Below are 24543 nucleotides of genomic sequence, written 5' to 3'. Positions count from 1 at the left end.
GGTTCCGGCCGGTGCCACTGGCGGCTTCGACGCCCAGTCGATCCCGCCCGGTGGCTGCCGCCGGGCGGGATCACGAGGAGTGGCGGGCGAGCAGGCCGTCCAGGCGGGTGCCGACGTCCGCGCAGTTCTGGCGCACCACCGAGAGGAATGCCGCGAGCACCGGTGAGGAATCGGTGGCGCGGAACGACATCTGCAGGTCCGGCAGCCGGAAGCGGGGCGTGACGTCGCAGAACCAGATGTCGTCGCGGGCGATGAGCCGCATCCGGTCGGGGCCGAGGCCCACTCCGGCGCAGCAGGCGGCGAGTCCGGCGATGGTGTGCACGTCGCGGGCCATCGCGGCGCCGTCGAGGGCGTCCGGGGCCTGCTCGAACAGCGGTCTCAGGTAGGAGCTCGCGGCGTCCGCGCTGGCGATCAGCGGTTCCTGGACCAGCTGCTCGACGTCGACGGACCGGCGCCCGGCGAAGGGGTGCGCCTTCGAGGCCACGGCCACCAGGTGGTCCGCACCGATCGGCACGATGATCAGGTTCTCCGCTCCGGCGCCGCGAGGGCCGCCCCGGCCGACCGCGACGTCCAGTTCGCCCGCGAGCAGCGCGGCCGCGGAGGTGGGGCTGTCCAGTTCCTGCAGCGCGAGCCGGACGTCCGGGTGCGTCCGGCGGAAGCGGCCGAGCACTCCCGGCAGCGGCTGGAGCAGCGCGGAGCCGATGAACCCGATCCGCAGCCGCCCGGTCTCACCGCGCGCCGCCCGGCTCGCGTCGACGCGCGCCCGGTTCATCTCCGCGAGCGCCGAGCGGGCCCGGGCGAGGAACGCTTCTCCTGCGGCGGTGGGGAAAACACCCCGCGAGGTGCGGTCGAAGAGCCGCTCGCCGACCTCCCGCTCCAAGGCGGCGATCTGGGTCGACAGCGGCGGCTGCGCGATGCCCAACGAGGTGGCGGCGCGGCCGAAGTGCTGATGCTCGGCGAGGGCGAGCGCATAGCGGAGATGACGGGCTTCCACGACACCGACGATACTTCAGAGATATCGCGGGAGGCTTCGTCAGATATGGCGGTGGATGACGCCGGGCTGCGGGTGTGACCTGATCAGGTCACCCGATCACCACTCCAGAAGGGCTCCACGTGAACCGCCCGTCCTCCTCCGAAACCGTCGTCCTGCTGGTGCACGGTGCCTGGCACAACGCGCTGCACTGGACCTCGACGCAGCGCGCCCTCGCCCGCCACGGCCTGGCCAGCATCGCCATCGACCTGCCCGGCAGTGGCCTCGACGCACCGGTTCCCACTGGATACCTCCAGCCCGGCCAGCCCGGGCTGACCAGCGAGAAGTCGGCGCTCAGCGACGTGACGACGCAGGATTCCGCAAACGCTGTGCTCGATGCGCTGGCCGGCGCCCGCACCCGGTACCGGAACGTGGTCCTCGTCGCGCACAGCGCCGGAGGTTCCGCCGCGTCCGCCGCTGCCGAGCAGGCCCCGGAACTCCTCGATCACCTGGTGTACCTCTCCGCGTTCGTGCCCGCGGGCCGGCCCCGCTTCGCCGACTACATCGAAGCGGAGGAGAACGCCGACGCGGTCCGGATCCCGCCGCTCGGCGATCCGGCCGAGCTCGGTGCGGTCCGGATCAACCCGCTCTCCCCGGACCCGGCCGCGATCGAGCTCATCCGGCGGGCCTTCCTGAACGACCTGCCCGCCTCCAGCCCGGATTCCTGGCGCCAGTTCCTGCACCCGGACCACCCGTTCTCCAGCATGACCACGCCGGTCCCGGTCACCGCCGGACGCTGGGGGCGGCTCCCGCGCACCTTCATCAGGCTGACCGAGGACCTGGCCCTGCCGCCCGTGACGCAGGACCTGATGATCGCCGAAGCGAACCAGGTGGTGCCGGACAACCCGATCCAGGTGCGCTCCCTGCCCGGCGGTCACTCGCCGTTCGCGACCAGGCCCGCAGAACTGGCGGCGGTGCTCACCGAGATCGCGCTGGCGCGGACCCTGCCGTGACGATCGCGAGCAGGCTCCTGGTGCCGGTCATCCTGTCCGGCACCTTCGTCCAGCTGTTCAGCGTGACGGTGATGCAGGTGGCGGTGGTGGACGTGCGGCGGGACCTCGGCGCGGGTGCGGGGGAGAGCCAGCTCGTGCTCGCCGGGTACACCCTCACCTACGCCTGCTCGCTGATCGTCTCGGCACGGCTGGGGGATCGGTACGGCTACCGGCGGATGTTCGTCGCCGGCATGGCGTTGTTCACCGCCGCCTCCCTCGGAGCGGCTGTGGCGCCGAGCGCCTGGCTGCTGGTGGTGGGCCGTCTCGTGCAGGGCGTGGGCAGCGGGCTCATGGCGCCGCAGATCCTCTCGATCATCCAGTCGGCGCTGCCCGCGAGCCGCCGTCCTGCCGCGTTGAGCGCGTTCGGCGCGACCATGGCGGCGGCTTCCATGGCCGGCCCGGTGCTGGGCGGTGTGCTGATGCACCTCCACCCGCTGGGCTGGCGGGCCGCGATGTTGCTGGTGGTGCCGGTGGGCGTCCTCGCCCTGGTGCTCTCGCCGGTGCTGCCGCACGTCCAGCCGACGCGCGGGGCGCAGCGCATCGACCCGGTCGGCGCGGGCCTGAGCTTGACCGGGCTCGTCCTGCTGGTGCTGCCGCTGACCGCGGGCCGGGACGCCGGCTGGCCGATGTGGACGTGGCTGAGCCTGGCCTCGGCGGTGGTGCTGCTGACCGGTTTCGCGGTGTCCCAGCGAAAGGTGGCGGATCCGCTCGTCCACCCGGCCACCCTGGCCGATCCCGCGACGAGGTGGGGGCTGGCGATCGTCCTCGTCTTCAACGCGGGCGTGCCGTCCTTCACCCTGCTGCTGTCGATGCACCTGCAGGGCGAGCAGGGCTGGGGTCCGCTCCAGACGGGGCTGGGCATCATCCCGTACGCGGTCGGAGCACTGGTCGGCAGCGGATTCGCGAACGTCCTCGGCAGGCGCTTCGGGCCGCGGGTCCTCGCCGCGTCGGCGCTCGCGATGGGACTGATGGCCATCGTCGTGGCGGCGACCATCGACGGTCCGCGGTGGCCGTACTGGTTCGCGCTGTGCCTCAGCGGAATCGGCTTCGGCGTGTTCACGGCTTCGGCGTTCACCCAGATCATCACCCGGGTCGGCGCCGAAGCCGCCACCTCGATCTCCGGCCTGCTCCCGACGGCGCAGCAGCTGGGCGGGACCGTGGGCGTCACGCTCGCGGGCATCGCGTACTCGGCGGCGGAGAACGCGATGTGGCACGCGATGGCTTACGAGGCAACGGTGTTCGCGCTGGCGGCGATCTGCGCCACGAGGCTGACCGGAGCGAGAACCCGCTGTCGACGGGAAGCAGCGCCGACATCCTCGAAGAGCTCGTCGGTCAGCTGAGGGGCTCCGTTGCGCGCAGGACCGTTTCGGCTGCGCGTTGCATCGCCCGGCGGGTTTCCCGCGGTGTCTGGCCGAGGCTGAGGCTCGTGATCGTCGCAGCGTTGATCGCTCCGATGAGCGCGCCGACGGTCGCTGCCGCCGATGTCGCGTCGAGCAGATCCGGGTAGGCGCGGTGCAGCGCGTCGGCCAGCCTGGTCTGGGCGCTGAACAGCACGTGCAGCATCCGCGCCTGCACCGCCGGGTTCGTGACCACGAGCTCGGCGCGCAGCGCCGCCAAGCCGCTGGGCAGTTCGGTGGCCGAGACGTTGGCGATCATGCTGTCGGCCGCGGCGGCGAGCACCTCGCGGACGGACGCCGCCGGGCCGCGGTCCTCGATCGCCCGCAGGGCGAGCCCGGTCCTGACCTCGGCATCGGCCAGCAGCACGTCCTCCTTGGTGGGGAAGTGCAGGAAGAAGGTGCGCTTGCTGACGTCGGCGGCCTCGGCGATCTCCGCGACCGTCGTCCGGTCGTAGCCGCGCTCGTCGAACAGGCGGATCGCCGCTGTCACCAGTGCTCGGCGGGTGAGCTGCTTCTTCCGTTCGCGTCGGCCGGCTTCCACGCACCGGACCCTACCTTGCCGAGCCCTGAATTCACCAGGTATAAAAATGCACCAGGTGAACTGATTGAGGAGGGTGCGGTGGCGGAGCTGGCGGGACGAACGGTTCTGGTGACGGGAGCGGGCCGGGGCATCGGGCGAGCCGAAGCCCTGTACCTGGCCGCGGCCGGAGCGAACGTCGTGGTGAACGATCCCGGCGTCGAAGCGGACGGTTCCGGGGGTGACGACGGCGTCGCGGCCGCGGTCGTCGAGGAGATCCGCGCTGCGGGCGGCCGCGCGATCGCCGACACCGGCAGCGTCGCCGACTGGGCGGCGGCCCAGCGCATGGTGGAGCTGGCCGTCGCCGAGTTCGGCGACCTGCACGCGGTGGTCAACAACGCCACCGTCGAGGTGAACAAGGGCGTGGAGCGGTTGGGCGAGGCCGAGTTCGACGACGTGGTGGCGGTCAAGCTGAAGGGCACGTTCGCGGTCACCCGCTGGGCCGCCGCGCACTGGCGGCGCGAGTACGAGCGGGGAGCGCGCGTCGACCGGTCGGTCGTCAACACCGCGTCCGGATCCGGCCTGCTCAACCCGCTTCCCGCGCAGACCAACTACGCGGCGGCCAACGCCGGGGTCGCGGCGATGACGACCGTGCACGCGCTGGAGCTGAAGCGGCTCGGGGTGCGGGTGAACTGCGTCAGCCCGTCGATGGTCCGCACCCGGTTGACGACGGAGGTGCCCGGCATGCCGCAGGCGCCGGAGGCGGGGTTCGATCCGAAGGACCCGATCACCGTGGCGCCCCTGGTCGCCCACCTCGTCCACCCGGACTGCGCGTTGTCCGGGCAGGTGCTCTCGGTGCGGGGCGGTTCGATCGCGGTCAACCACGGCTGGAGCCGCGGCGACCGGATCGACAAGGACGGCGAGCTCTGGACGACCGCGGAGCTCGCGGAAGGCCTGGCGGGCCTGAACCTGGAGGACCCGTTCGACCGGCTGGCCACGGCCATCGGCGGGGCGCTGGGCGTCGAAGGCCGGGAGCAGTTCGAAGAGCTGGTGAACGCCGAGCTCGACAAGGCCTGAGACCTGGCGGGCCGTGTGGCGGCGGGGCGCCGGTGCTCTCGCAGGTGCTGACGGATGACGGGTGCTCGCCCGATCGCGAGCACCCGTCACCGGTCAACCCAGGACTCGCCCGAGGAAACCGCGCATGCAACCGGCGACGACGTCCAGATGGCTCTCCAGCAGGAAGTGCCCGCCGTCGACCAGGTGCACTTCCGCGTCCTTGGCGCCGCGGGCGAAGGCTCGCGCGCCCGCCGGGCCGAAGATCTCGTCGTTGCGGCCCCACACGGCCAGCACCGGGACCTCGCTGGTGCGCAGGAACTCGTGCAGCAGCGGGTAGAGCGCGCGGTTGTGCTGGTAGTCCCGGAACAGCGCCAGCTGGATCTCGTCGTTGCCCTCGCGGGAGATCAGCGCGAAGTCGTGCGCCCAGGTGTCCGGGCTGACGACGCTCGGGTCGGGCACGCCGTGCAGGTACTGCCAGCGGATGGCGTCGAAGCTCAGCGCGGCGCGGACGGCGGATTCGGTGTCGGGGCCGGGATCGGCCCCGTAAGCCCAGAGGTCGGACCAGAACGACTCGACGAAACCGTCCTCGTAGCCGTTCCCGTTCTGGGTGACGATGGCGGAGATCCGTTCCGGGTGATCGAGCGCGAGCCGCCACCCGATGGGAGCGCCGTAGTCCTGGACGTAGATCGCGTAGCGATTCAGGCCCAGCTGGTCGAGCAGTCCGGAGGTGAGCTCGGCGAGGGCGTCGAAGGTGTAGGTGAACTCGGCCGCGGCGGGCGCGGCGGAGTGGCCGAAGCCGAGGTGGTCCGGTGCGATGACGCGGTAGTCCCCGGCCAGCAGCGGGATGAGCTCGCGGAACATGAACGAGCTGGTGGGGAATCCGTGCAGCAGGACGATCGCGGGAGCGTCGGCGGGGCCGGCCTCGCGGTAGAAGATCTCGTGGCCGTCGACGACGGCGGTCCGGTGGTGCACCGAGCTCATTTCTAACCCCTTTGAAGATTTGATCCGGTTAGTTGTTCGCCATGCAAGCACGCGATCGGCTAACCTGTCAAAGGGTTCGATCCGGTTAGATAGGGAGTGCCTGGTGGACGTGCTGCTGGACCTGCTCAACAGCAGGCCGCTGATCAACGGAGCGGAACAGGACGCGCTCGCCGACCCGGCCGGGGGCAGGCGCTGGGCGCTGGAGCACGGCGGCGACGGCAGCCCCGAAGAGCTGGCGCTGCTGCGCGACGTGCGCGACGTCCTGCGGGACGTGGTGTGCGGAGAACGTCGGCCCACCGCGCTGAACCCGCTGCTCGAAGGGGTCAAGCAGCTCCCGGAGATGACCCGGGACGGCCTCCGGTGGACGGTCGAATCACCGCCGCACGCCCGCCTGGCGGTCGAGGTGATCCTGGCCTGGGCGGCCACCGAGGAACAGCTGCCCGGCCGCCTGCGCCCCTGCGCGAACGAGAAGTGCCAGCTCTTCCTGCTCGACCGCAGCCGGGCCAACCGAGCCCGTTGGTGCTCGATGGCCACCTGCGGAAACCGCGAAAAGGCCCGCCGCCACTACAACCGCACCCGCTGAACCGCTCAGCACGTTGCCGAGCTGCGTGCCAGTACGGGCTCAGGCGAGGTCGGCGAAGAAGATCGCGCTGGTGAGGTAGCAGATGGCGAACAGGGCCAGGTAGAGCGCTGTGGAGGGGCCGAACTGGTGCTTGACGGGGACGGTCAGGGTGCCTGCCGTTTCGGCCGGGGGTTCGCGTTCCGGTAGCCAGCGCCGCAGTTCGTCCGGATCGGGGGTGAACCAGGCCATCGCCAGGAAGGCGTTGAACAGGGTGCCCAGCAGGACGATGCTGAACACGTCGGTGAAGGCCAGCAGGAACTGGAGCTGGCTCACGAGCAGGGCGCTCATCACGATGTTCTGGTGCCGCTGGAACTTGTCGTGGGAGATGCGCGACGAGGCGAGTCGGAGCGCCAGCCAGAACAGGTAGAGGGAACAAGGAATGCTGAGCAGGGACATCAGCTCGACCAGAACCGGGACGAGCTGGAGCAGCACGCCGTCCGGATCGAAGTGACGGTCCATCGCGCCCTGCCCGAACAGTGCGACGGCCAGCGACCACGTCGCGAGCAGCCGCATGACGTGGCTCTTGTACCGGACCGGTCTGGGCAGGACGGTCCGCGCCAGGCTCTCCGGGAGTGCTGGGAAGGCGTAGCCCGCGTTCCGGGACGAGTCCGCCTCCAGGGCCCGTGCGAGCAGGGAGAGCTTGTCGTACGAGCGCTCCCGGTAGTCAAACCACTGGTGCCTGCCGATCAGTTCCGCGATCCCGGTTTCCCGGATGTTCGTGCACACCACGTAGACGAGGTCGGGCTCGTCGCGTTCGAGGTTCTCCAGCCAGGCCAGCCGGGTGTGGTTGCTCAGCAGGACGATGGCGGTGCGCCGTTGCGAACCGGCGGGCACCCGTTCGTCCAGGGCGCGCGCGATCTCAGCGGCGACGTGGCTGTCCGCGGGATGGTGCAGCAGGCGCCACCGCCTCCGCTCGCCGAGCTCCCGTCCGGAGATGGGTGCGAAAGCGCTGCGGCTGGCGCCGGGAAGCCCGTTGTGCCGCAGGCGCAGTTCATCCGGTGCGCTGCCGGTGGCCAGCCAGCGGTACAGGGAGCTGGAGCGTTGCACGGCCAGCCACGCCACCACGGCGAAAGCGATCAGCAGCAGCGTGGGCCACCGCCACAACGCGCTGGTCGCGGTCAGGTGGGGACCCACGTCGCCCACCGAGAGGAACGGGGATTCGTACTCGGAGGACGAGGAGGGCGAGCCGTACTCCACGTACCGACCTAGGAGCATGTCGTCGACGTCCCGCCACGCCGAGGAGTTCGTGTTGCCGGGCCCCAGCACGAGACCGCCACCGCCGCTGACCACGATGTGGCTGGTCGAGTGGTCGATGAAGCTGGTGTTCAGGTAGAGCCAGCACGCACCGAGCAGGGTCGCCCGCAGCAGCGACAGCCGGAACCTCCGCCGTTGCAGCAGGGCCACCAGGAGGAACGCCGCGAAGGCCGTGAGCAGCAAGGTGACCGTGGTGATGCCCAGGAATGCGTAGACCTTGCTGGACATCCCGTGGAAGGTGATGCCGAGCAGCCGAGTCGTGAAGGATTCGTCGTAGTCGACCGGGATGTTCTTCGGGTGCGGCGTGGTGATCGCCACCAGGGTTCGGGCGTTGAGGAAGTCGAAGAACAAGCTCACCAGCAGGATCAGCAGCAGCGCTGCGGCGATCAGGGAGGTGCCCGCCGGCTGGGGCAGCGGAAGGCCGAACGGCTTCCGGCGCGGGATCTCGTCGCGGTGGTGGCGGGGCTGGGCGAGCAGTTCGGCCAGCGTCTCCGCCTTCGGTTCGAACCGCGTGCGCATGTCGATGATCGCCACCGCTTCACCGCGCAGTTCAGGTGGCAGTTCAACGGCTTCGAACAGCACCACGTACAGCTTCTTGCCGCGTTCGAGCGCCGTGCGCCACTCGTAGTCCACCTCCGGCGACGCCAAGGCCTCGCGCGAGGCGACGAGCAGCAGCGACGTGCAGACCGAGAGACCGCGCTCGATGCTTTCCCGCCAGTCCTCACCGGCCCGGATCCGGTGCGTGTCGAACCACGTGGACACCGCCCGGCCTTCCAAGCGCAGCATCAGCGATTCGGCGAAGTGGAACTGCCTGCGCGAGTAGCTGAGGAAGACATCGGGCTTCCCGGAGCCGTCCTCCCGCCCGACCGCAGCCCCGGTTCCGCGGGCTCGTGGCGCGGGGACCGCGTCGTCGAGCTCGTCGGAGCGGAGCAGGACATAGCCCAGGAGTCCCAGGTTGATGACAGCGAGCACGCTGATCGAGGCGTCCGCCGAGGTCACCAGCGGGATGAGCGAGCGGAGCGCTTCGGCGGGAACGACGACGACCAATCCCCGCTTGTGCCCGGAGAGGACGAGCACGGTGGCGACGACCTCGGCGGCGGCGAGCACACCCAGGACGAGAGTCCCCAGCTCCTCCCGCCCGTGCGAGAGGTCGGATTCGAACTCGGTGAGGGCGCTGTACATGACCCAGCTGGTCAGCGTGAGCACGATGATGAGCGCGGCGGTGCTCCGAGCGTCCTGCCTCGGCCAGGAACGCGCGCCGGAGCCCGAAGACATGGAACCCCACCTCCTCACAACACGGCGGTCGAAGCCCGGCTGAGAACGCGGGAGGTCCAGCCGGAGCCACCACGAGAACCGGGTCCAGGCGGCCCGCTGGTCAGCTGGTGCGGTTGGCGTGCCACATGGTGTGCTCTCGGCTGATCGCCGATTCCGCGTCGACCACCTCGTCGGACCACTGCTGCTCGCTCAGGTCCCGGTCGAGGAGGTCGCGGACCGTCGCCAGTTCGTGGGAGGCCATCACGTAGGCCGTGGCGGTCGTGCTGTGCTGGCGGGTGGCGCTCCAGGCGGCGACCGCCGAGACCGCGGCGGCCACGATGCCCGCCAGGTCGAAGCCGACCACGCCGACCGCCTTCGCCAGCGCGCTCGCCACGCCGAGCACCTCCATGGTCAGCATGATCGTCCGGAAGATCCGCGCGCGTCGCTGGTGGAAGACGGCCTTGGCGGCGTACCACTGCTGCTGGTCGTGCACCCGGCCGGCCAGGTAGGCCGCCTTGCGCTCGGCCAGCGGGGCGGCGCGGAGGGCGCGCATGCCGCTGGTGATCGCCGAGGAGGTGTTGGGCAGCAGCAGAACACCGGGCTTGTCCTTCTGCAGGGCGCGGACTCGCGACACGAAATCGTCGTCGGCGGACTCGGAGTCCAGCGCGAACGGCGCGGCTCCCACGGCGTAGCGCCAGGTCAGGGTCTTCACCGACTCGGCGAGCGCCCGTCCCTCGTACCAGACCTTGTCCGGCCGCGACCCGGCGGTGGCCATCTCGATCACCATCACACCGACCAGCGCCAGCGCGGTTCCCACCGCGAACACGTCGAAAGAGCCCACGACCACGGGGAACGCGGCGAACACCGCGGCCGAGACGGTCAGCAGCAACTGCGCGCGGACACCTCGCAGGTACGAGCGCTGCTGCCGCACCGAAGCCGTGTCCGCCGCCTGGAACAGCCCCGGGAAGTCGGCGTCGCTCAACGTCCGAAGCTGATCGGTACTCGACATGCACACTCCATGACTCGGGGACCCCAGTGAATCCTGGCCGAACCACCTACCGGAAGGGGCCATTTCGGCACAACTCCCCGGACCGGGTGAGCGGTGCGGTCAGGCGCGGGACTCCAGCCATTCGCGGACTTCGCGGCGGAGCAGGAGGAAGCCCAGCGTCGGCAGGGGGATCGTGCCGACCAGGTAGACGGTGATCTGGAGGGGCAGCAGCACGGCGATCGGGGTGAAGGACTCGAACGCCATGGAGAGACCGATTCCCCAGGCAGCCGCGCTGAAGGCCATCGGCACCAGGCTCAGCAGGAGCACGAAACCGATGAAGATGCTCATGATCTGCAGCATGAGCACCGCGACGGGGCCGCCGCGCAGTGCGCGGCGCATCCACAGCACCAGCGGGACCGCCCACAGCAGGGTCAGCGCGGTCAGCGGGAAGATGGTGTCCAACGTCGGGTTCCCGGTGAGCGCGAGGGCGCCCGTGACCTCGCCGGAGCCCGGACCGAACATGCCGATCGTCACCGGCACGACCAGGTAGGCGAGTTCGGCGCAGGGCCAGAACGAGGCGAACGTGGCCACGCAGGCGGTGACGACCTCCGGCCGGGGCTTGGTCGGCCGGTCGTCCTGCGCAACGCCCCGGGCCATCTGCTGCTCCTCGGTGCGGACGTCGTTGACGGAGACCAGGAACTGCCGGAACAGCAGGTGGTGGAGACGCAGCTTCGGAGTCCGCGCGAGGCCGCGGTCGTCGGAGAACGAGCGGAGGAAGAGCACTATCCGCTCGTCCGGGGGCAAGGCGCGCAGACTGGGCAGCACCGGCGCCAGGTGCCGCCTGCCGCGCAGCACGGCCCACAGGCCGAACCCGATCAGGGCCAGGCCCAGCACAACTCCGGTCACCGCCGACCAGTCCGGCCCGATGCCGGCGAACGTGGGGGGACAGGACGCCCATCAGCAGTGCGAACCAGCCGAAGGTCTCCAGCTGCCTGCCGGTCGTGCGGGATTGCTCGGTCTTCGGCACCTGGGCCGGGTTGTCCGCCACTTCTGCATCCTCGCCGGTTCGGGGGCATGAGCAGATCATCAGCGTAGCGAGATCCGGCAGCGCACAAGGGTGAAAGCGGCGTCGGGGAGGATTTCCACGGCAGGGCTTCGGGGATTCGTGCGAACGGATGTTGTGCCCGCAACTTCTCGATCGGCTGTCAACTGGGTGGCGTGGTGGAACGTGCCGTTGAAGAACAGGAGTCCGTGTCGATGGCTGTGCCGGGGAAGGTCGAGTGGTCGTCGGTTCAGCAGTCCTGTTTGGACGCACGTTCCGGATGTGTTCGGCCTTTCGGGAGTGCGGTGCTTCGCGACGTGGCGAGCGGCGTCCCGATCGTGCTGTGCCGCACTTTCAGTGTGGCCGCCAATGGGAGTGTCCTATGTGGATGATTGCCGTGCGAGGTGCGCGGGAACGTTCCGCTGGAGCGCGGGGGTTCGACGTCGGAGTTCGAGGTGGTCGGTTCCGGCGGTCGCTGTGATCGGCCTATGAGGAATGCCACTCTCGTCGGCGCGTTCGTGGACGTGCGCCGGGGGTGCAGGCAGGGTGGTCGGCAGCACTGGCGCTCCCGCGGGGGCGCCGCGTTCGAGGCGTTGGCGCTCGCAGGGCGTCGTCGGGAGGCACGCACATGACCGAACGGAGCAAGGGCGAAGAGCCGACGGCCGAGGAAGTGGTGGTCGGGGAGGAGCCGGACGGCTCGGCGCAGGCCGAGGAGCAGGTGGAGGCCGCGCAGCACGACTCGTCCGACGAGGCCTCAGCGGACACCGTCGAGGCTGAGGAGACCTCAGCCGCCGCGAGCGGCGGGGGTAAGAAGGGGCTGTTCATCGGGCTCGGCAGCGGGCTGCTCGTGGGTGCTGCTGCCGCGCTGGCGTTCGCCGGGTTCGTCAAACCGGACTTCCTCGTCGGACCGGGCAAGCCGGACGGCGCCGCCTCCGCGGTCACCGCTGCGCTGGCGGGCAAGGACGCCAGCGGGCTCGCGGCGAGCTCCTGCCGCGCCCCCGACGGCACGTTGGCCCCGCAACTCCCGCCACAGGCGTTGCAGCTCATCCAGTCCGCGGAGCAGTCGGGCCCGCCGCGCCGGTCGCTGGACAGCGAGGCGCTGACGCCGGTGAACCTCACGATCAGCGTGCAGGGCCAGACGCAGACCGTGCCGATCGACGTCGTGCTCGGCGTGACCGATGGCGACTGGTGCATGAAGGGCATCGCGGACCGCCAGCAGTAGTCGTTCCGGGCCCGCGGTGGGGCGTGCTGGCCGTGCGGCTCGACGTCGTGTAGCTTTGGTCGTGGTAGGAGTAGTTCTGTTTCGTGTTTTGCGCAGGCTCGCAGGATATCGATGCGGGTGAGCGGCTTTCTTTGGTGCAGCTGGAGTGAGCAGCCGTCTGAGATCCCCTCCGGCCCCGGCAGGCGTGCAAGGCGTCGCCGGTTCCTCTCTAGCTCTCAAGGAGATCGTCATGGCACAGGGAACCGTGAAGTGGTTCAACGCTGAAAAGGGCTTCGGCTTCATCGCCCCCGACGACGGCGGCCCGGACGTGTTCGTGCACTACTCGGCCATCGAGGCCTCGGGCTTCCGCGAGCTCTCCGAGGACCAGCACGTGACCTACGAGGTCACCCAGGGGCCGAAGGGCCCGCAGGCCGCCAGCGTGCGCGTCTGACCTGATCGTTCTCCGCTGGCCCCCGTCCGGTTCCGGGCGGGGGCCAGCGGTGTTCCGCTCGACCGCGAGAGCGGAGCGGTTCTCGGCGTTCAGCATCTCTCGCGGACGAACGTGGTTCCCGCGAGCGCATCGCATGAGCCGGCCGTTGCCCGGTGCACACGTGCGGACGGCGCTCGTTCGGCCCGGCGGTGGCGGAAGTCGTGCCGGGCCACCGCCAGGAAGACCTCCGGCGGGTTCAGCACCCGCAGCGACCAGGCGTCCAGCCGGCGCAGTGCGGTTTTCAGGCGGGAATTGCCGGTCATCGCGTGCTCCTCATCTTCGAGCTGGGCAAGACGGCGCGGCGGCGTCCCGCGTTGGCGAAGCAGCCACCGGATCGCGAGCAGGCACAGCGCGTTGAGTCCGAACAGGATGATCGGCACCGCGGTGGTGGAGGTGAGCGCGATTCCCACGCCGATCAGCGGCGGGAACACGACACCGCCCAGCATCGATGCCGCGATCACGTACGCACCGGCGCGCTGCGCGTCGGGCACCAGCCGGTGCAGCCACGGCAGCCCGGTGGGGAAGACCGGCGCGATGAACAGCCCGAGACCGGCGTAGGCCCAAGGCGCCAGCGACGGCACCACGGCCAGCGCCAGGCAGACCGCCATGCCGACGCAACTCCAGGTGAGGATGCTCTGCTCGGACCACCGCAGGGTCAGCGGCGCGACGAGGAACCGGCCGAGCGTCATCATCAGCCAGTACGCGGCGGTGGCCGACGTCGCCGCGCTCGCCGGGTAACCGGCGCCGATCAGGTGGGTCGGCTCCCAGCCGCCCGCCCCGGCCTCGACGCCGATGTTGAGCACGTACAGGACCACGAACGCCCCGGTGATGGCGATGCTGCGGTTGCGCAGCACCGAGCCCCGGTCCGGTGCTGCGCCGCCGCTCTCGACGCGAGTGTTGCGCACGCCGCGCAGGGCCGCGATCAGCACCACCGAGGCGATCGCGAAGGCGAGGAAGACCAGCGGATAGCTGTCCGGGCCGAGCTGCGCCAGCGCGACCGGAGCGAGGATCGAGCCGACCCCGAAGAAGGCGTTGAGCAGGTTCAGCATGGCCGGGCTGCGCGCGCCGAAGCCGATGGCGAAAAGGTGGTTGAGCCCGTAGTCGATCGAGCCGTAGCCCAGGCCCGCGACGAAGGCGCCCAGGAGGGCCACCGGCCAGGGCGGTGTCGCGGCGAACACGACGGCGCCCGCGGCCATGGCCAGGTAGGAGCAGCCGAGCAGCAGGCGGTTCCCGGTCTTGCCGCAACACCGGTGGAACACCACCACGCCGAGCAGCCCGCCGACGAAGTGGGCGCTCAGGCCCAGACCGGCCACCGCGGGGGAGATCCCGTAGTGGGCGCGCACGGCCGGGATCGCCGGGCCGTAGAGGGCCTGGAGCGCGCCGATCAGCACGAAGCCGGCGAACGCTCCGGCGATCCCGACGCCGCTGAACAACCGTTGCCCGGCGTTCTTCTCATCACCCACGGTGCACGACCTCACGCCTGTGAACGGTCACGTGAACGTTCACGAGGATGCTGCGGGAGGCCGTCGATGTCAAGGCGCCGAGCGTGCGGCGCGGTTCCCGGGTGACCGCGCGGTGTGCTGAGATGGGTGGATGGCGGCACCGGCGCGAAGGCCCACGATCAAGGACGTCGCGCGCGCGGCGCAGGTCTCGTACCAGACCGTCTCCCGGGCGATCAACGACAAGCCGGAGATCGATCCGGACACCAAGCGCCGGGTGCTGGAAGTCGCCGAGCAGCTCGGTTACCGGCCGAGCAGGCACGCGCGGGCGCTGGTCAAGCCCCGCCCGAGCACGCTGGGCCTCACCGTCCCGGACCTGACGAACCCCTTCTTCCCCGAGGTCATCGCCGGCGTGATCGACTCCGCCGCGGCGCGCGGCTGGCAGGTCAACGTCGTCAGCGGGGCCGGAGGGCCTGCCGACGAGGCCGAGCTGCTGCGGTCCTTCGCCGCGGAGGTCGACGCGCTGGTCGGCTACTTCAACCACCTCGACCGTTCGCCCGAGGGGCTCGACATCCCGGTCGTGCTGCTCGACGCCGAGGTGCGGGTGCCGCGGTGCGGGGCCGTCGCGGTGAACGTCGACGCGGGCGTGCGGGCCGGGATCCGGCACCTGCTGGATCGCGGGCACCACCGCCTCGGCATGATCGACTGCGCCACCAGCTGCGACCGCCACCAGCGCCGGAAGTCCTTCCAGCAGGCCCTCGCCGACCACGGGATCGCGCTGCCCGCCGGCGCGGTCGTCGAGAGCGAGCAGTCGGTGCCGGGTGCCGAGCGGGCGACGCACCGGCTGCTGGACCGCCACCCGGAGGTGACCGCGGTGTTCGCGTTCAACGACCTGACCGCGGTCGGGGTGGTGCGCGCCGCGCACGCGCGCGGGTTGCGGGTTCCGCAGGACTGCGCGGTGCTGGGCTTCGACGGGCTGATGCTCGGTGAGCTCATCACGCCGCCCCTGACCACGTTGCACATCGACAAGCGGCGCCTGGGCGCTCTAGCGGTCGGCGAGGTGGAGCGCCTGCTCGCGGGCGAGCGGGAACCGGCGGTGGTCGAGCTGACGCCGGAACTGGTCATCCGCGAATCGGCCTAGCCGGGGACGGAGCGAGCAGTCCGCGACCGGGTTCGTTCACAGGGCAATATTTACTGTGAACGGGCGCCCATCGCGGGTGAGACCGTGCAGAGTGATCAGCCGGGATGGCGGCGCTTGCACGGCCGGGCGGTGGTTGCGCACGCTTCCCGGCATGGACGCTGATCTTCGTACGCTCCACCGCCTGATGCTGGTGGCACGGCGGCTGGACGAGGAGGCCATCGCGCTGCAGCGCCAGGGCGTTCTCCCCGCCTACGCGCCGGCGAAGGGCCAGGAGGCCGCGCAGGTGGCCAGTGGCGCAGCCCTCGACCTGAACCGGGACTTCGCGTTCCCCACCTACCGCGAGGTCGGCGTGGCGGTCGGGATGGGCGTCGATCTCGCCGCCTACCTGGCCTCGCACCGCAACATCTGGCACGGCGGGCTCTACGATCCGCAGTCCTCGCGCCTGGCGCCGCTGAACGCGATCGTCGGCGGGCCGGTCCTGCACGCCGTGGGCTGGGCGATGGGTGCGAAGCTGGACGGGACCGGCGGCGCGGCCATCGCGTACTTCGGCGACGGCGCCAGCTCGCAGGGCGACGTGCACGAGGCGATGAACTTCGCCGGGGTGTACCGGCTCCCGGTGGTGTTCTTCTGCCAGAACAACGGCTGGGCCATCTCGGTGCCCACCGAACGCCAGGTGGCCGGTGGCTCGGTGGCCGCCCGCGCCGCGAGTTACGGCATCGAGAGCCTGCGCGTCGACGGCAACGACGCGCTCGCGGTGTTCGAGGCGACCCGCGCCGCGCTGGAGCGGGCGCGCGAGGGCGGCGGGCCGACGGTGATCGAAGCGATGACCTACCGGATGGGCCCGCACTCCACTTCGGACGATCCCGGCCGCTACCGGACGCTGGAGGACGAGCAGGCGTGGGCCGGGCGCGATCCGCTCGTGGTCGCCGCGCAGCAGCTCACCGCCGAGGAGGTCGCCGCGGCTGAAGAGCACGCCGCCGCCGTGGTGCGCGAGGTCCGGGAGAGCCTGGTCTCGCTCGACGTGCGTCCCGGCGAGGAGCTGTTCTCGTTCGTCTACCGCGAGCCCACGAAGTCCCTGCTGGCGCAGCAGCGGGCGTGGAAGGAGCACCTCGATGCCTGAGCTGTCCCTGCAGAAGGCCCTCAACCTGGCCCTCCAGCACGCGTGCGAGGACGACGACCGGGTGCTGATCTTCGGTGAGGACGTCGGCACGCTCGGCGGCGTGTTCCGGGTGACCGACGGCCTGCGCGCCAAGTTCGGCGAGGACCGCGTGTTCGACACGCCGCTGGCCGAGTCGGCGATCATGGGCATGGCGGTCGGGCTGGCGATGCACGGCTGGCGCCCGGTGCCGGAGATCCAGTTCGACGGCTTCAGCTACCCGGCCGTCGACCAGATCGTCAACCAGATGGCTCGCATGCACTACCGCAGCCGCGGTGTGCTGAACATGCCGATCACGCTGCGGCTGCCCAGCTTCGGCGGGATCCGCGCGCCGGAGCACCACAGCGAGAGCCTGGAGGCGCTGTTCGCGCACGTGCCGGGCCTGAAGGTGGTGAGCCCCTCGACGCCCTCGGAGGGCTACCACCTGCTGCGGCAGGCGATCGCCGATCCCGACCCGGTGATCTTCTTGGAGCCCAAACCGCGCTACTGGCAACGGGAATCCTTCGACCCCACCGAGCCGGTCGAGGTGCTGCCGCCGGGCACGAGCCGGGTGGTGCGCGAAGGCAAGCACGCCACGCTCATCGCGTGGGGTGCGATGGTCGCGCGCTGCGAGCAGGTCGCCGAGCTCGCCGCCGAGGACGGCGTTGAGCTGGAGGTGCTGGACCTGCGCTGGCTCAAGCCGATCGACACCGACGGACTGGCCGCGTCGGTGGCGAAGACGCGCCGCGCGGTCGTGATCCACGAAGCCCCGCTGACGGCCGGGCTGGGCGGGGAGGTCTCCGCGCTGATCACCGAGCGCTGCTTCGGCGACCTGCGCGCCCCGGTGCAGCGGGTCACCGGCTACGACGTGCCCGTCCCGTCGGGCGAGCTGGAGGAGCAGTACCTGCCCAGCGTCGACCGCATCCTGACCGCCGTCCAGACCACATTGGAGTACCGCCGTGGCTGAAGTGACCTTTCCGCTGCCCGATCTCGGCGAGGGCCTGATCAGCGCTCGCGTGCTGGAGTGGCTGGTGGCCGAGGGCGACTGGGTGGAGCGCAACGCGCCGCTGGTCGAGCTGGAGACGACCAAGTCGGCGGTGGAGATCCCCTCGCCGCAGTCCGGCCGGGTCGCGCGACTGCACGTCGCCGAGGACGCGGAGCTGGCGGTCGGCGAGTCGCTGGTGACCTTCACCGTCTCCGACGAGCAGGCGGGCATCGTCGGTGCCGTCCCCGAGGAGCGCAAGCCGCAGCGGCGCGTCCGCCTGACCCTGCCGGAGGATTGACCGTGTTCGCCACGACCGGCGATGGCGCGAAGATCTGGTACGCCACGGCACCCGGGCCGGCCCCGGTGCTGCTGATCCACGGCTTCGCCTCGGACGGCGAGAGCACCTGGGTGCGCACCGGCTGGGTGCGGGCCCTGGCCGACCGCGGTCACGTCCTGGTCGACCTGCGCGGGCACGGGCAGAGCGACCGCCCGACCTCCGGGTACGCACCGGGCGCACTGGCCGGGGACGTGCTCACCGTGCTGGACGAAGCCGGTCTGTCCACTGTGGATGTGGTCGCCTACTCGATGGGCGGCCTCGTCGGCTGGGAGCTGGCGAAGCTCGCGCCCGGCCGGGTCCGGCGGCTCGCCCTCGGCGGCATCGGCGGCCGGGCCGCCGACCGCGACTCGATGCGCCGGGTGGCGGAGGCGCTGTCGGCGACCGGCCTGGACGCGTGCATCGAGGAGGTGGCGGGCCACCGGCTGGAAGGCCCGCCACCGGCTCCGGTGCTCTTCGCCGCGGGCGAGCAGGACGACGTCGCGGCGGACGCCCCGGAACTCGCCGCGGGCTTCGAAGCACCGTTCGTCTCCCTCGGACGCCGCAACCACTTCAACGCGGTGTCCAGCCGTCTGTTCAAGGAGGCCGCGACCGCCTTCTTCGAACGCTGACACCACCCCAGGCACGCCCGCGCCGCCACATGCCTTCCGGATCTGATCACCGCATCCCGGAGCGCAGCAGTTCGGCGAGGTGGACGGGACGCCGGGACGGGAGGCCGTGCTCGATCTGCGTGCGGCAGCTGAAACCATCGGCCACCACCGCGGTGCTCGGGTCGGCCTCCCGGAGCGCGGGCAGCAGCACCCGTTCGGCGCAGGCGACGGACACGTCGTAGTGGCCGCGTTCGAAGCCGAAGTTCCCGGCGAGTCCGCAACATCCCGAGTCGAGGACGTCGACGTCGACACCGGCCCGGCGCATCAGCTCGACGTCGGCTCCGTAGCCGAGGACGGCGTGCTGGTGGCAGTGCTCCTGCACGACGGCGCGCTTGTCGACCCGCGGTGGCTGCCAGCCCGGTGCCGCGTGGTCCCGGAGCGCTTCGGCGAAGGTGACGAACTGCTCCCGCAGGCGCTGGGCGTCCTCGTCGTGGGGAAGCAGCTCGCGGCTGTCGGACCGGAAGACCGCGTCGCACGAGGGTTCGAGCCCGACGATCGGCGTGCCCGCTTCCAGCCAGGGGCGCAGCACGCGCAGCGTTCGCCGCAGGACGCGTTTCGCCATGCCCAGCTGGCCGGTCGACATCCAGGTCAGCCCGCAGCACAGCGGTTGCGGGGGCACCGCGACGCGCAGCCCGGCGTCCTCCAGGACGTCCACCGCCGCACGGCCGATGTGCGGGGCGAAGTGGTTGGTGAAGGTGTCCGGCCACAGCACCACCGCGCCGGGTTCTCCCGGTCGCGGTGCTGCTCGGCGACGGCACAGGCGTTGGAAGCTCACGTCGGCGAAACGCGGTGGTGTGCGCTCCGGTGCGATCCCGCCCAGCCGTTTCGCCGTCTGCGCGAGCACAGGTGCGCGCAGGGCGCTGTTGACCAGTCGCGGTGCCGACTGGGCGAGCCGGGAGACGATCGGGAGCCAGCCCAGCGAGTAGTGCGCGGCGGGCCGGAGCCGGTGCCGGTAGTGGTGCGCGAGGAACTCCGCCTTGTAGGTCGCCATGTCGACGCCCACCGGGCAGTCGGACTTGCACCCCTTGCAGGCCAGGCACAGGTCGAGCGCGTCCCGGACGGCGGTCGAGCGCCAGCCGTTTCGCACGGGCGCGTCCGGGTGGCCCTGGAGCATCTCGAACAGCAACCGGGCCCGGCCGCGGGTGGAGTGCTCCTCCTCGCGGGTGACCATGTACGACGGGCACATGACCCCGCCGGTGCTCCGGCGGCAGTTGCCGATCCCGACGCACCGGGAGGCGGCTTGCGAGAAGCTCCCGCCGTCGTCCGGGAAGCCGAGGAAGGTGGCGGGCGCCGACGGGTGGTAGTCGGCGCCGAGGCGGAGGTTCTCGTCGGTCCGGTACGGGTGGACGATCTTGCCGGGGTTCATCCGGTCACGGGGATCGAACGCGGCCTTGACCTCCTCGAACGCGGACACGATCGCGGAGCCGAACATGCAGCGGAGCAGTTCGCCCCGCGCCTGGCCGTCGCCGTGCTCGCCCGACAGCGATCCGCCGTAGGACGTGACGAGCTCCGCGGCGCTGTGCAGGAACTGCCGGAAATCGCGCACACCGGGCCCGGACTTGAGCCGGAACGGCATCCGGATGTGCACGCAGCCGTGCCCGAAGTGGCCGTAGAGCGCGGGTTTCTCGTACCCGTGGTCGGCGAACAGCGACAGCAGGTCGCGCAGGTAGTCGCCCAGGCGGTGCGGTGGGACGGCCGAATCCTCCCAGCCCTCCCAGCTCGCGGGCATGTCCGGCGGATGCGCCGTGACACCCAGGCCCGCTTCGCGCGCTTTGAGCATCTGCTGCTGCCGGTCGGGTTCCTCGGACACCGCGACGTCCTCGTCGGACGCCGACTTGCCCAGCGCGCGCAGCAGCGAGCGGAGCTGGTGATCGGCCTCCTCACCGGTGTCGGCGCCGAACTGGACGAGCAGCCAGCTCTCGCCTTCCGGCAGGGTGGCGACCGAGTCGAGGAACTGCCCCTCCTCCTTCATGAAGTGGACCAGCTCGCCGTCGATGGCCTCCACCTGCATCGGGCTGCTGTGCCCGACGATGTCGGGGACGGCGTCGGCGGCCGCGGTGACGTCCGGGTAGCCGAGTGCGAGCATCGCGGTGGCGGGAACCACCGGGACCAGGTCGATCTCGGCGCGCAGCACGGTGGCCAGGGTGCCTTCGCTGCCGACGACCAGCCCGGCCAGGTCGAGCTCCTCGCCGAGCAGGCGGTCGAGGTTGTAGCCGGAGATCCGGCGCGGGATGTCGGGGAAGCGCTCGCGGATCTCCTCGGCGTAGCGATCGCGGATGTCCCGCAGCTTCGCCCGCAGATCCCCGAGCTCGTCGTCCGCGGTGGACGACCTCCCCACCCAGGCTCGTCGGCCGTCGTAGGTGAGGATCTCCAGCCGGGAGACGTTGTCCGCGGTCTTGCCGTAGCGCTGCGCGCTGGCGCCGCAGGAGTTGTTGCCGATCATCCCGCCGATGGTGCAGTGGCTGTGGGTGGCCGGTTTCGGGCCGAACTTCAGCCCGTGCTCGGCGAGCTGCCGGTTGAGGTCGTCCAGCGCGATGCCGGGCTCGACGACGCAGGTGCTCCGCCGCGGATCGACCGACACCAGCCGGTTGCAGTACTTGCTCCAGTCGACGATCACCGCCGCGTTCGTGCCCTGCCCGGCGAGGCTGGTGCCGCCGCCGCGGGAGAGCACGGGCACGTCGTGCTCGCGGCAGACGGCGATCGCTCGTGCGCCGGCTTCGACGTTGCGGGGCAGTACCACGCCGATCGGGACCTGGCGGTAGTTGGAGGCGTCCGTCGAGTACGCCCCACGAGCGCCCGCGTCGAAGCGGATCTCGCCGTCGACCTCGCGGAGCAGATCGCGTTCGAGCAGATCCGTCGACATCGTCGGTCTCCTCTCACCTGATCCGGAAGCGGTGCGCGTCGGCTTCCTTGAGCGTCATGCCGTGACCTGGTCGGGAGAGTTCGGCGCGCACCTCGCCACCGCTGGGGTCGAGAGCTCCGTCGAACAGCATCGACTCGATGCGGTCGTGGTCGTGGAACCACTCCAGGTGCCGTGCGTTGGGAGTGGCCAGCGCGACGTGGGCGCTGAGGTTCTGGGCGCAGTGCCCGGAGATCTCGCGGTTGCGCGCGGCGGCCAGCGCCGCCACCCGCAGCCATTCGCCGAACCCGCCGCAGCGGGTCATCCCGCAGTCCTCGGATGCGCGTGGCCGGCGGGCTCACTCGCGGTCACGGCCCCGCGGGTAGAACTCCTGGAGCTTGGACTTCACGCCCTCGCGGACCACCGACCAGGCTTCCGGATCGCCCTTGAGCAGCGAGCTCGTGACCTTCTCCAGCTGGTCGAGGTCGGCGCGCGGCGGGATCGGTGGCACGGACGGATCGGTGACGAACTCCAGCACGCAGGGCCGGTCGCCGGCCAGCGCCTGCCGCCAGGCGCCCGCGACCTGGTCCGGCGCGTCGATCCTGCTGCCGCGCAGGCCGAACTGCTCGGCCACCGCGGCGTAGCCGACGTCCGGAAGCCGCTGGGACGGGATGAACTGCGGAGCGCCGCTCATCGCGCGCAGCTCCCAGGTGACCTGGTTGAGGTCGCCGTTGTTGAGCACCGCGATGATCACCCGCGGATCGGACCACTCCCGCCAGTAGTGCGCGATGGTGATCAGCTCGTTGAGGCCGTTCATCTGCATCGCGCCATCACCGACGAGCGCGATCACGGGCCGGTCGGGGTGGGCGAACTTGGCCCCGGTGGCGTACGGCGCACCGGGCCCCATCGTCGCGAGCGTGCCCGACAGCGAGGCCCGCATGCCGCGCCGGATCTTGAGGTGCCGCGCGTACCAGTTGGCCGCCGAACCGGAGTCGGAGGTCAGGATGACGTCGTCGGGCAGCTGCGGGGAGAGCTCGTGGAAGACCCGCTCCGGGTTCAGCGGCTCCGCGTCGACGTGGGCGCGGCGCTCCATGACGTCCCACCAGTCGCGGACGTTCCGCTCGATGGTGTCCCGCCACTCGCGGTCGGTCTTGCGGTGCAGCATCGGCAGCAGGGCCTGCAGCGTGTGCTGCGCGTCGCCGACGAGGTTGACCTCGAACGGGTACCGCATGCCGATGCGGTTCGGATCGATGTCGATCTGCACCCCGCGCGCCTGGCCGAACTGCGGCAGGAACTGGCTGTAGGGGAAGCTGGAGCCGATCACCAGCAGCGTGTCGCAGTCGCGCATCAGCTGGTAGGACGGCTTGGTCCCGAGCAGGCCGGCCGCACCGGTGACGAACGGCAGGTCATCGGGCAGGACGTCCTTGCCCAGCAATGCCTTGGCGACCCCGGCGCCGAGCTCGTCGGCGACCGCGACGACGTCCTCGGCGGCGTCCCGCGCGCCTTGGCCGATCATGATCGCCACCCGCTCGCCGGAGTTGAGCACCTCGGCGGCGGCGCGCAACCCCTCCGCGTCGGGCACCACCGAACACCCGGAGACCCCGGTGCTGGAGGGCACCATCTTGAACTCGTGCTGCGGCGGCGAGTACGGCAGCGTCTGCACGTCCCCCGGCACGATGACGGCGGTGACCGTCCGCCGCGTCTGGGCGGTGCGCATCGCCCTGTCCAGCACGTTCGGCAGCTGCTCCGGGACGGTGACCATCTCCAGGTACTCGGAGGCGACGTCCTTGTACAGCGACATCAGGTCGACTTCCTGCTGGTAGGAGCCGCCCATCGCGGACCGGGCGGTCTGCCCGATCAGCGCGACCACCGGAACCCGGTCGAGCTTGGCGTCGTAGAGACCGTTGAGCAGGTGGATCGCCCCCGGGCCGGAAGTCGCCGCGCACACGCCCACCCGCCCGGAGAACTTCGCGTAGCCCACGGCTTCGAAGGCGGCGAGCTCCTCGTGCCGGGACTGCACGAACCGGGGCTCGTTCCCGGCGCGCTCCCACGCGGCGAGCAAGCCGTTGATCCCGTCGCCGGCGTAGGAGAAGACGTGTTCCACGCCCCACTCCCTCAGTCGGCGCAGGAGGAAGTCCGCAACCAGTTCCGCCACCGTCGTACCTCCTCATCTCCGTGACGCGACCTCACCCGGCCATACCCAGAAGCCCGGCCGGCCATTCGGATCCCGCGGCGAAGGCCGCACGACGCGGCGTTTGACCACCGGGCCCAGCGGCTAACCAGGAGCCGCGAAGCATCGAGCCGGCACCGAATCGGAGGCGTTCATGTCCGGAGTGGCGGGACAGCAGCAGCAGCAGTACCCGGGCGCGACTTCCCCGATGGAACCCGTTCCGGAAGACCGGATGGAGGGCTACCAGGGCAGGGGCCTGCTGGCGGGGAAGCGTGCGCTGGTCACCGGCGGGGACTCCGGGATCGGCCGCGCCGTTTCGGTGGCGTTCGCCAAGGAAGGCGCGGACGTGTCGATCGCCTACCTCGCCGCCATGGAGGACGAGGACGCCGAGAAGACCGCCGAGCTCGTGCGCGCCGAGGGGAGGCGCTGCGCCCTGCACCGCCTCGACCTCGCGTCCGAGGAGGAGTGCGAGCGACTCGTCCGCGAGACGGTCGAAGAGCTGGGCGGTCTCGACGTGCTGGTCAACCACGCGGGAACCCAGGCGCCGGTGAAGGACTTCACCGACACCACCACCGAGCAGTTCGACCGGACCTTCAAGGTCAACGTCTACAGCGTGTTCTGGTTGATCCGCGCCGCGCTGCCGCACCTGGGCGCGGGCTCGTCGATCATCAACACCGGCTCGGTCAACGGGTTGCGGGGGAACAAGACGCTCATCGACTACTCCGCGAGCAAGGGAGCGATCCACGTCCTCACCATGTCGTTGGCGCAATCGCTGGCCACGACGGGCGTTCGGGTGAACTGCGTGGCGCCCGGTCCGGTGTGGACGCCGCTGATCCCGTCGACGCTGCCCGCCGAGCACGTGGAGGGGTTCGGCGAGCACGTGCCGATGGGGCGGATGGCCCATCCCGACGAGATCGCGCCGTCCTACGTCTTCTTCGCGGCCGAGCAGCTCTCGAGCTACTACACCGGCGAAGTGCTGGCTCCGGTCGGCGGTGAGACCCACCCCGGCTGAAGCCGCGCCTCTCG

22 protein-coding genes are annotated in these 24543 nt (G+C 70.9%); 12 read left to right on the top strand and 10 right to left on the bottom strand.

Annotated elements, in window-relative coordinates; translation table 11 throughout:
- Nucleotides 1-70 precede the first annotated feature (70 nt).
- Nucleotides 71-994, bottom strand: a complete 924-nt coding sequence (locus C4T78_RS11670) for a LysR family transcriptional regulator (RefSeq protein WP_093356823.1) — start codon at nucleotides 992-994, stop codon at nucleotides 71-73.
- 119 nt (nucleotides 995-1113) lie between these two features.
- Between C4T78_RS11670 and C4T78_RS11665 the strand changes: the two genes are divergently transcribed.
- Nucleotides 1114-1983 (top strand): alpha/beta fold hydrolase, encoded by an 870-nt coding sequence (locus C4T78_RS11665; RefSeq protein ID WP_093356822.1) that lies wholly within the window; start codon nucleotides 1114-1116, stop codon nucleotides 1981-1983.
- Nucleotides 1980-3362: an MFS transporter gene (locus C4T78_RS11660; RefSeq protein ID WP_093356820.1), complete on the top strand. Its 1383-nt coding sequence runs from the start codon at nucleotides 1980-1982 to the stop codon at nucleotides 3360-3362. Before C4T78_RS11665 ends, C4T78_RS11660 begins: the two co-directional genes overlap by 4 nt.
- Here C4T78_RS11660 and C4T78_RS11655 read toward each other — a convergent pair.
- Complete coding sequence (locus tag C4T78_RS11655; RefSeq protein WP_093356819.1) at nucleotides 3355-3960, bottom strand: TetR/AcrR family transcriptional regulator; 606 nt, start codon at nucleotides 3958-3960, stop codon at nucleotides 3355-3357. The two genes, C4T78_RS11660 and C4T78_RS11655, sit on opposite strands and share 8 nt — an antisense overlap.
- Nucleotides 3961-4038: 78 nt before the next feature.
- Here C4T78_RS11655 and C4T78_RS11650 point away from each other — a divergent pair, with 78 nt between their 5' ends.
- On the top strand, nucleotides 4039-5013 hold the full coding sequence (locus C4T78_RS11650) for an SDR family NAD(P)-dependent oxidoreductase (protein WP_093356817.1): 975 nt from the start codon (nucleotides 4039-4041) through the stop codon (nucleotides 5011-5013).
- Between the two features lie 93 nt (nucleotides 5014-5106).
- Here C4T78_RS11650 and C4T78_RS11645 read toward each other — a convergent pair whose 3' ends face one another.
- Nucleotides 5107-5973, bottom strand: a complete 867-nt coding sequence (locus tag C4T78_RS11645; protein WP_093356816.1) for an alpha/beta fold hydrolase — start codon at nucleotides 5971-5973, stop codon at nucleotides 5107-5109.
- Between the two features lie 103 nt (nucleotides 5974-6076).
- On the opposite strand from C4T78_RS11645, the gene C4T78_RS11640 reads away from it, so the two are divergent.
- Complete coding sequence (locus tag C4T78_RS11640) at nucleotides 6077-6556, top strand: CGNR zinc finger domain-containing protein (RefSeq protein ID WP_093356814.1); 480 nt, start codon at nucleotides 6077-6079, stop codon at nucleotides 6554-6556.
- Nucleotides 6557-6595: 39 nt separating this feature from the next.
- Here the strand turns inward: C4T78_RS11640 and C4T78_RS11635 are convergent, their stop codons facing one another.
- The 3 genes from C4T78_RS11635 to C4T78_RS11625 all read right to left on the bottom strand — a co-directional run bounded on the left by C4T78_RS11635 (nucleotide 6596) and on the right by C4T78_RS11625 (nucleotide 10997).
- Nucleotides 6596-9124: a toll/interleukin-1 receptor domain-containing protein gene (locus C4T78_RS11635; RefSeq protein ID WP_093356813.1), complete on the bottom strand. Its 2529-nt coding sequence runs from the start codon at nucleotides 9122-9124 to the stop codon at nucleotides 6596-6598.
- Between the two features lie 100 nt (nucleotides 9125-9224).
- A complete protein-coding gene (locus C4T78_RS11630) occupies nucleotides 9225-10112 on the bottom strand; it encodes a DUF4231 domain-containing protein (protein WP_177247744.1) in 888 nt (295 codons plus the stop codon).
- Between the two features lie 99 nt (nucleotides 10113-10211).
- Nucleotides 10212-10997: a hypothetical protein gene (locus tag C4T78_RS11625; protein ID WP_143185991.1), complete on the bottom strand. Its 786-nt coding sequence runs from the start codon at nucleotides 10995-10997 to the stop codon at nucleotides 10212-10214.
- 764 nt (nucleotides 10998-11761) lie between these two features.
- Here C4T78_RS11625 and C4T78_RS11620 point away from each other — a divergent pair.
- Complete coding sequence (locus C4T78_RS11620; RefSeq protein ID WP_093356809.1) at nucleotides 11762-12355, top strand: hypothetical protein; 594 nt, start codon at nucleotides 11762-11764, stop codon at nucleotides 12353-12355.
- A gap of 229 nt (nucleotides 12356-12584) precedes the next feature.
- Entirely contained in the window at nucleotides 12585-12785 is a 201-nt protein-coding gene (locus C4T78_RS11615) for a cold-shock protein (RefSeq protein ID WP_093356807.1), read from the top strand.
- An 89-nt stretch (nucleotides 12786-12874) separates the two neighbouring features.
- On the opposite strand, the gene C4T78_RS11610 is transcribed toward C4T78_RS11615, so the two are convergent.
- On the bottom strand, nucleotides 12875-14287 hold the full coding sequence (locus C4T78_RS11610; protein ID WP_093356806.1) for an MFS transporter: 1413 nt from the start codon (nucleotides 14285-14287) through the stop codon (nucleotides 12875-12877).
- Between the two features lie 130 nt (nucleotides 14288-14417).
- Between C4T78_RS11610 and C4T78_RS11605 the strand changes: the two genes are divergently transcribed.
- The 5 genes from C4T78_RS11605 (at nucleotide 14418) to C4T78_RS11585 (ending at nucleotide 18469) form a co-directional block, all read left to right on the top strand.
- On the top strand, nucleotides 14418-15404 hold the full coding sequence (locus tag C4T78_RS11605; RefSeq protein WP_093356805.1) for a LacI family DNA-binding transcriptional regulator: 987 nt from the start codon (nucleotides 14418-14420) through the stop codon (nucleotides 15402-15404).
- 151 nt (nucleotides 15405-15555) lie between these two features.
- Nucleotides 15556-16524 (top strand): thiamine pyrophosphate-dependent enzyme, encoded by a 969-nt coding sequence (locus C4T78_RS11600; protein ID WP_093356803.1) that lies wholly within the window; start codon nucleotides 15556-15558, stop codon nucleotides 16522-16524.
- Nucleotides 16517-17506 carry an alpha-ketoacid dehydrogenase subunit beta gene (locus tag C4T78_RS11595; protein ID WP_093356802.1) on the top strand — a complete coding sequence of 330 codons (990 nt, stop codon included), beginning with the start codon at nucleotides 16517-16519 and terminating at the stop codon, nucleotides 17504-17506. Before C4T78_RS11600 ends, C4T78_RS11595 begins: the two co-directional genes overlap by 8 nt.
- Nucleotides 17499-17822 (top strand): biotin/lipoyl-containing protein, encoded by a 324-nt coding sequence (locus C4T78_RS11590; protein WP_093356801.1) that lies wholly within the window; start codon nucleotides 17499-17501, stop codon nucleotides 17820-17822. Before C4T78_RS11595 ends, C4T78_RS11590 begins: the two co-directional genes overlap by 8 nt.
- A gap of 2 nt (nucleotides 17823-17824) precedes the next feature.
- Nucleotides 17825-18469, top strand: a complete 645-nt coding sequence (locus C4T78_RS11585; protein WP_093356799.1) for an alpha/beta fold hydrolase — start codon at nucleotides 17825-17827, stop codon at nucleotides 18467-18469.
- A 46-nt stretch (nucleotides 18470-18515) separates the two neighbouring features.
- On the opposite strand, the gene C4T78_RS11580 is transcribed toward C4T78_RS11585, so the two are convergent.
- The 3 genes from C4T78_RS11580 to C4T78_RS11570 are packed head-to-tail and all read right to left on the bottom strand — an operon-like array spanning nucleotide 18516 to nucleotide 23502.
- A complete protein-coding gene (locus C4T78_RS11580) occupies nucleotides 18516-21371 on the bottom strand; it encodes an FAD-binding and (Fe-S)-binding domain-containing protein (RefSeq protein ID WP_093356798.1) in 2856 nt (951 codons plus the stop codon).
- A 13-nt stretch (nucleotides 21372-21384) separates the two neighbouring features.
- The gene (locus tag C4T78_RS11575; protein ID WP_093356797.1) at nucleotides 21385-21672 is read right to left on the bottom strand and encodes an enolase C-terminal domain-like protein; all 288 of its coding nucleotides are present in this window, start codon (nucleotides 21670-21672) and stop codon (nucleotides 21385-21387) included.
- 33 nt (nucleotides 21673-21705) lie between these two features.
- Entirely contained in the window at nucleotides 21706-23502 is a 1797-nt protein-coding gene (locus C4T78_RS11570) for a thiamine pyrophosphate-requiring protein (RefSeq protein ID WP_093356795.1), read from the bottom strand.
- A gap of 169 nt (nucleotides 23503-23671) precedes the next feature.
- Between C4T78_RS11570 and C4T78_RS11565 the strand changes: the two genes are divergently transcribed.
- Nucleotides 23672-24529 carry an SDR family oxidoreductase gene (locus tag C4T78_RS11565; RefSeq protein WP_093356794.1) on the top strand — a complete coding sequence of 286 codons (858 nt, stop codon included), beginning with the start codon at nucleotides 23672-23674 and terminating at the stop codon, nucleotides 24527-24529.
- The last annotated feature ends 14 nt before the right edge of the window (nucleotides 24530-24543 follow it).

It is taken from the genome of Saccharopolyspora kobensis (assembly GCF_900108315.1).
GTDB classification, from domain to species: Bacteria; Actinomycetota; Actinomycetes; order Mycobacteriales; family Pseudonocardiaceae; genus Saccharopolyspora; species Saccharopolyspora kobensis.
This window is presented reverse-complemented; position numbering and strand designations above follow the sequence as displayed.